Source organism: Inquilinus limosus MP06 (assembly GCF_000767795.1).
GTDB classification, from domain to species: domain Bacteria; phylum Pseudomonadota; class Alphaproteobacteria; order DSM-16000; family Inquilinaceae; genus Inquilinus; species Inquilinus limosus_E.
In genome coordinates this window covers 1-4,977 of sequence record NZ_JANX01000483.1, presented here as the reverse complement: position 1 = coordinate 4,977, position 4,977 = coordinate 1, and the positions used below count along the sequence as shown (strand labels likewise).

The window sequence follows — 4,977 nt, the reverse complement described above, 5'->3', positions numbered from 1 at the left end:
TAGTGGATCGGCTATGCCGGCGATCTCCGAACCCGGATCGATCCGCCCGGCCTGCTATCTGGAGCTGCATATCGAGCAGGGGCCGGTGCTGGAGGCGGAGGGGCTGGCGATCGGCGCCGTCGATTCGCTGCAGGGCATCTCCTGGCAGCGCATCACCATCACCGGCGCCGCCAACCATGCCGGCACCACGCCGATCGCCGCCCGCCGCGACGCCGGCCTGGCCGCGGCCCGCGTCATCGCCCATCTGCGCGACCGCGTGGCCGGGGCCAATGCCGGGACGCTGGCCACGGTCGGGTCGCTGCGGCTGGAGCCGGACGCGATCAACGTCATCCCGTCGCGCGCCGTGTTCACGGTCGACCTGCGCGACCCGGACGAGGGCCGGCTGCAGGCGGCCGAGGCGGCGCTGGCCGACTATCTCGAGACGCTGGCGGCGGAGGGGGTGGCGGTCGCGACCGAGCGGCTGGCCCGGTTCGAGCCGGTGCGGTTCGACCCGGCGCTGGTGCGGCGGGTGGCCGGGGCGGCGGAGCGGCGCGGCCATCGCTGGCGGCACATGACCTCCGGCGCCGGGCACGACGCCCAGATGATCGCCCGGATCGCGCCCTCGGCGATGATCTTCGTGCCGAGCCGCGGCGGCATCAGCCACAACCCGGCCGAGTTCACCGCGCCGGACCAGCTGGCCGCCGGCGCCGATGTGCTGCTGGATGTGGTGGCGGGGCTGGTGGGGGTGCAGGCGTAGGCTGTTGGCAGGCCCCTCACCCTCCCTGTTCTATTGTCATCCTCGGGCTTGGCCCGAGGATCCAGGGGCTTTCAAGAGCCGCTCTCGGTGGCCCCTGGATTGCCGGGTCAAGCCCGGCAATGACAAGAAAGGTGGCGGGCCTGGAGACTTAAGCCCGGATCAGCGTGCCGATGCCGCCTTCGGTGAAGACCTCGAGCAGCACGGCGTGCGGCACGCGGCCATCCATGATCACCGCGCCCTCGACCCCCTGCTCGACCGCCGAGATGCAGGTCTCCAGCTTCGGGATCATGCCGCCGGAGATGGTGCCGTCGGTCATCAGCTCGCGCGCCCGGGCCAGCGGCAGCTCCTGGATCAGCGACTTCTCCTTGTCCAGCACGCCGGCGACGTCGGTCAGCAGGAAGAAGCGGGTGGCGTTCAGCGCCGCGGCGATGGCGCCGGCCGCGGTGTCGGCGTTGATGTTGTAGCTCTCGCCGCGCGGGCCGACGCCGATCGGCGCGATCACCGGGATGAAGTCGCTGTCCTCGAACGCCTCGAGGATCTCCGGGTTCACCGCCGCCGGCTCGCCGACGAAGCCGAGGTCGAGGATGCGCTCGATGTTGCTGTCGGGGTCGCGCTTGGTGCGCTGCAGCTTGCGGGCCGAGATCAGGCCGCCATCCTTGCCGGAGACGCCGACCGCCTTGCCGCCGACCGACTGGATGGCCGAGACGATCTGCTTGTTGATGTTGCCGGACAGCACCATCTCGACCACGTCGACGGTGTTGCGGTCGGTGACACGCAGCCCGTCGACGAATTCCGACTTGATCTGCAGCCGCTCCAGCATCGCGCCGATCTGCGGGCCGCCGCCATGCACCACCACCGGGTTGATGCCGACCTGCTTCAGCAGCACGACGTCGCGGGCGAAGCTCTCGGTCAGCGAATCGTCGCCCATGGCGTTGCCGCCATATTTGATGACGAAGGTGGCGCCGGCGTAGCGGCGCATGAAGGGCAGCGCCTCGACCAGGGTGTTGGCCTTGTCGAGCGAGGCGGCGGGCAGCTTGGGCGGGGCGGCGAAGGGCTTGGTCATCGGGCTCGTTCCTGCGAGCGGTGGGCCGGCGTTCTTCTCATGCCCGACCGCGCCGCCGCGATCAACCGCGGAGAGGACGCTTTCCCGCTCGATAGATCTCTCCGGAATGCCCCTCCCCAGCCGTCATTGCGAGGAGGCGAAGCCGACGAAGCAATCCAGGGGCCGGTGCGCACCGACCCCTGGATTGCTTCGCTGCGCTCGCAATGACGGTATGGAAAACCCGGAACCGGTCCCGGTTTATCCGTTCTTCGCGATCTCCGCCAGGAAGGCGCGCAGCTCGGCGATGCCCTCGCCCTTGTCGCTGCTGGTCAGCATCACCTTCGGGAAGGCGGCGGGGTGACGCTTCAGCGCCGCCTCGATCTCCGGGACCCGGCGCTCGCGCTCGCTTTTGCCGACCTTGTCCATCTTGGTCAGCACCACCTGGGTGGCCACGGCGGTGTCGTCGAGCAGCTTCAGGATCTCGGCGTCCGACTCCTTGATGCCGTGCCGGCCGTCGATCAGCACCAGGGCCCGCCGCAGCGTCGCCCGGCCGCGCAGATAGCCCTTGAGCGTGTCGGTCCAGCCCTGCGACAGCGACTTCGACACCTTGGCGTAGCCGTAGCCCGGCAGGTCGACCAGCGCCAGCCGGCCGCCGAGGTCGAAGAAGTTGAGCTGCTGGGTGCGGCCCGGGGTGTGGCTGGTGCGGGCCAGGGTCTTCCGCCCGGTCAGGGCGTTGACCAGGCTGGACTTGCCGACATTGGAGCGGCCGGCGAAGGCGATCTCCGGCAGGCCCGCGGGCGGCAGGTCGGACAGCGAGGCCGACCCCCAGGTGAAGCGGCATTCCTGCGCGAACAGCAGCCGCCCCGCCTCGATCGCCTCCGGCCCGTAGGTGTCCGCGCCGGTCGCCTGCGCGTCGGTCACCCCTTGCGGCCCGCCGGCTTGCGGTTGGCGGGACCCTTCGGGGCGGCGGTGGCCTTGGCGTCGCCGCTGCCGTTCTTCTTGCGGGCGACCGAGGGCGGCACGGCCGGCGCCTCGGCGCCTTCCTCGACCCCGCCCGAGATCTTCACATGCATGCGCTTCATGATCGACCACTGCTGCAGGATCGTCAGCGTGTTGTTCCACGCCCAGTAGACCACCAGGCCGACCGGGAAATGCGCCAGCATGAAGGTGAACACCACCGGCAGCGCCATGAACACCTTGGCCTGGACCGGGTCGGCCGGCGCCGGGTTCAGCTTCTGCTGCATGAACATGGTGAAGCCCATGATGATCGGCGCGGCGCCGATCATCAGCATCGCCGGCGGGGTCCACGGGATCAGGCCGAACAGGTTGAACACCGTGGTCGGGTCAGGCGCCGACAGGTCGTGCATCCAGCCGAAGAACGGCGCGTGCCGCATCTCGATGGTGACCAGCAGCACCTTGTAGAGGGCGAAGAACACCGGGATCTGGATCAGGATCGGCAGGCAGCCGGCCGCCGGGTTTACCTTCTCGCGCTTGTACAGCGCCATCAGCTCCTGCTGCTGCTTGGCCTTGTCGTCGGCATAGCGCTCGCGCAGCTTCACCATCTCCGGCTGCAGCGCCTTCATCTTCGCCATCGAGCGGTAGGACTTGTCCGCCAGCGGGTAGAACAGCAGCTTCAGCGCCAGGGTGAAGATCAGGATCGCGACGCCGAAATTGCCGACGACGCTGTGGATCCAGGCCAGGATCTTGAAGAACGGCTTGGTCAGGAACCAGAACCAGCCGAAATCGATGGCGAAGTCGAACTTGGTGATATGCAGCGTGTCGGCATAGCTGCTGATCAGGTCGACCTCCTTGGCGCCGGCGAACAGCCGGCCGGTCGAGTCCACGGTCTGGCCCGGCGCCACGGTCAGGGCGTCGGCCTGGTAGGTCGCCAGGTAGCGGCCCTCGCCGTCCGACTGGTGCAGGAACTGGGTGTCGACCTTGACCGCCTGGTCCGGGATCAGCGCCGCCAGCCAATACTTGTCGGTGAAGCCGAGCCAGCCGCCGGTGGTCGAGTTCTTGACCGCCTTGTCGTCCTGGATGTCCTTATAGGTCTTCTCCTCCAGCGTGCCGTTGAACACGCCGTAGGGGCCCTCATGCAGCACGTAGTAGCCCTGGGTCACCGGCGTGCCGAAGCGCAGCACCCGGCCATAGGGCGCCAGCTGCACCGGCTTGTCGGTGTTGTTCACGACGCTCTGCACCACCGTGAACATGTAGTTGGCGTCGATCGAGATGGTGCGCTTGAACACCAGCCCCTGGCCGTTGTCCCAGCTCAGCGTCACCGGCGCGTCCGGGGTCAGCGTCTCGCGGTCGGCGGTCCACACCGTGCCGGCGCCCGGCACCACGACCGAGGCGTCGGCCGGGGCCCAGCCGTAATCCGCGTAATAGGCCGACGGGCCGCCCAGCGGCGTCAGCAGCACGATCTCCGGGCTGTTCGGGTCCACCGTCTCGCGGTAGTCGCGCAGGGTGACGTCGTCGATCCGGCCGCCGGTCAGGTTGATCGAGCCGTGCACGCGCGGCGCCTCGATCTTGACCCGCTGGGTCTGGGCCAGCGCCTGGGCACGGTCCATCGGCGCCTGGGCCGCGCCGCCGACCGTGGTCGGGGCCTGGGGCGAGGCGGTCGAGGTGGTGGCGGCGGTGGTGGGCTGCTGCTGACCCGACGGGGTGGTGGGCTTCGGCGCCGGGAACAGGAACTGGAAGCCGAGAAGGATGGCCAGCGAAAGGGCGATCGCCAGGATCAGGTTCTTCTGGTCGGTCATCGCATCAGGGCTCCGGTCCCGGCCTCTGCCTGTCTAATCTGGCCGGCCGGTCAGTCGTGCGTTTATTGGTCGGCGGACCGGGCCGCGCCGCAGCAGGCGTCGCGGCCGGATCCACCGGCATCCTTGGTCAGGGTGTCGGGCACGGGGTCATACCCCGACCCACCCCATGGGTGGCAACGCGCGATGCGCCGCAGGGCCAGCCAGCCCCCGGCGATCGCACCGTGCCGCTCAATAGCCTCTATCGCGTATGCGGAGCAAGTGGGCGCGAACCGGCACTGGCGTCCGATCAGCGCCGACAGGCTGTAGCGGTAGCCGATCACCAGGGCGCGCATCGCATGGGCCAGCGGGCTCATGCCGCGGCCCCTCCGGCCTCCGCGGCCGGGCGCACGGCCCCCAGCTTCTGCAGCGCACGGTCGAGATCGGCGACGAGATCGGCGAAGGGA

At 69.4% G+C, this 4,977-nt stretch carries 5 protein-coding genes; 1 reads left to right on the top strand and 4 read right to left on the bottom strand.

Annotated features, from left to right (window positions below; genetic code table 11):
- Nucleotides 1-736: hydantoinase/carbamoylase family amidase (locus P409_RS26520; protein ID WP_034845486.1), on the top strand; the 736-nt coding region annotated here is incomplete at its 5' end.
- A 148-nt stretch (nucleotides 737-884) separates the two neighbouring features.
- Here P409_RS26520 and argB read toward each other — a convergent pair.
- The 4 genes from argB to yidD form a co-directional block, all read right to left on the bottom strand.
- Entirely contained in the window at nucleotides 885-1,799 is a 915-nt protein-coding gene (gene argB / locus P409_RS26515) for an acetylglutamate kinase (protein ID WP_052121430.1), read from the bottom strand.
- A gap of 237 nt (nucleotides 1,800-2,036) precedes the next feature.
- Complete coding sequence (gene yihA, locus P409_RS26510; RefSeq protein ID WP_052121429.1) at nucleotides 2,037-2,699, bottom strand: ribosome biogenesis GTP-binding protein YihA/YsxC; 663 nt, start codon at nucleotides 2,697-2,699, stop codon at nucleotides 2,037-2,039.
- The gene (yidC, locus tag P409_RS26505) at nucleotides 2,696-4,534 is read right to left on the bottom strand and encodes a membrane protein insertase YidC (RefSeq protein WP_081991808.1); all 1,839 of its coding nucleotides are present in this window, start codon (nucleotides 4,532-4,534) and stop codon (nucleotides 2,696-2,698) included. The genes yihA and yidC overlap by 4 nt, the downstream gene beginning before the upstream one ends.
- A gap of 62 nt (nucleotides 4,535-4,596) precedes the next feature.
- Nucleotides 4,597-4,887 carry a membrane protein insertion efficiency factor YidD gene (gene yidD, locus P409_RS26500; protein WP_052121428.1) on the bottom strand — a complete coding sequence of 97 codons (291 nt, stop codon included), beginning with the start codon at nucleotides 4,885-4,887 and terminating at the stop codon, nucleotides 4,597-4,599.
- Nucleotides 4,888-4,977 lie beyond the last annotated feature (90 nt).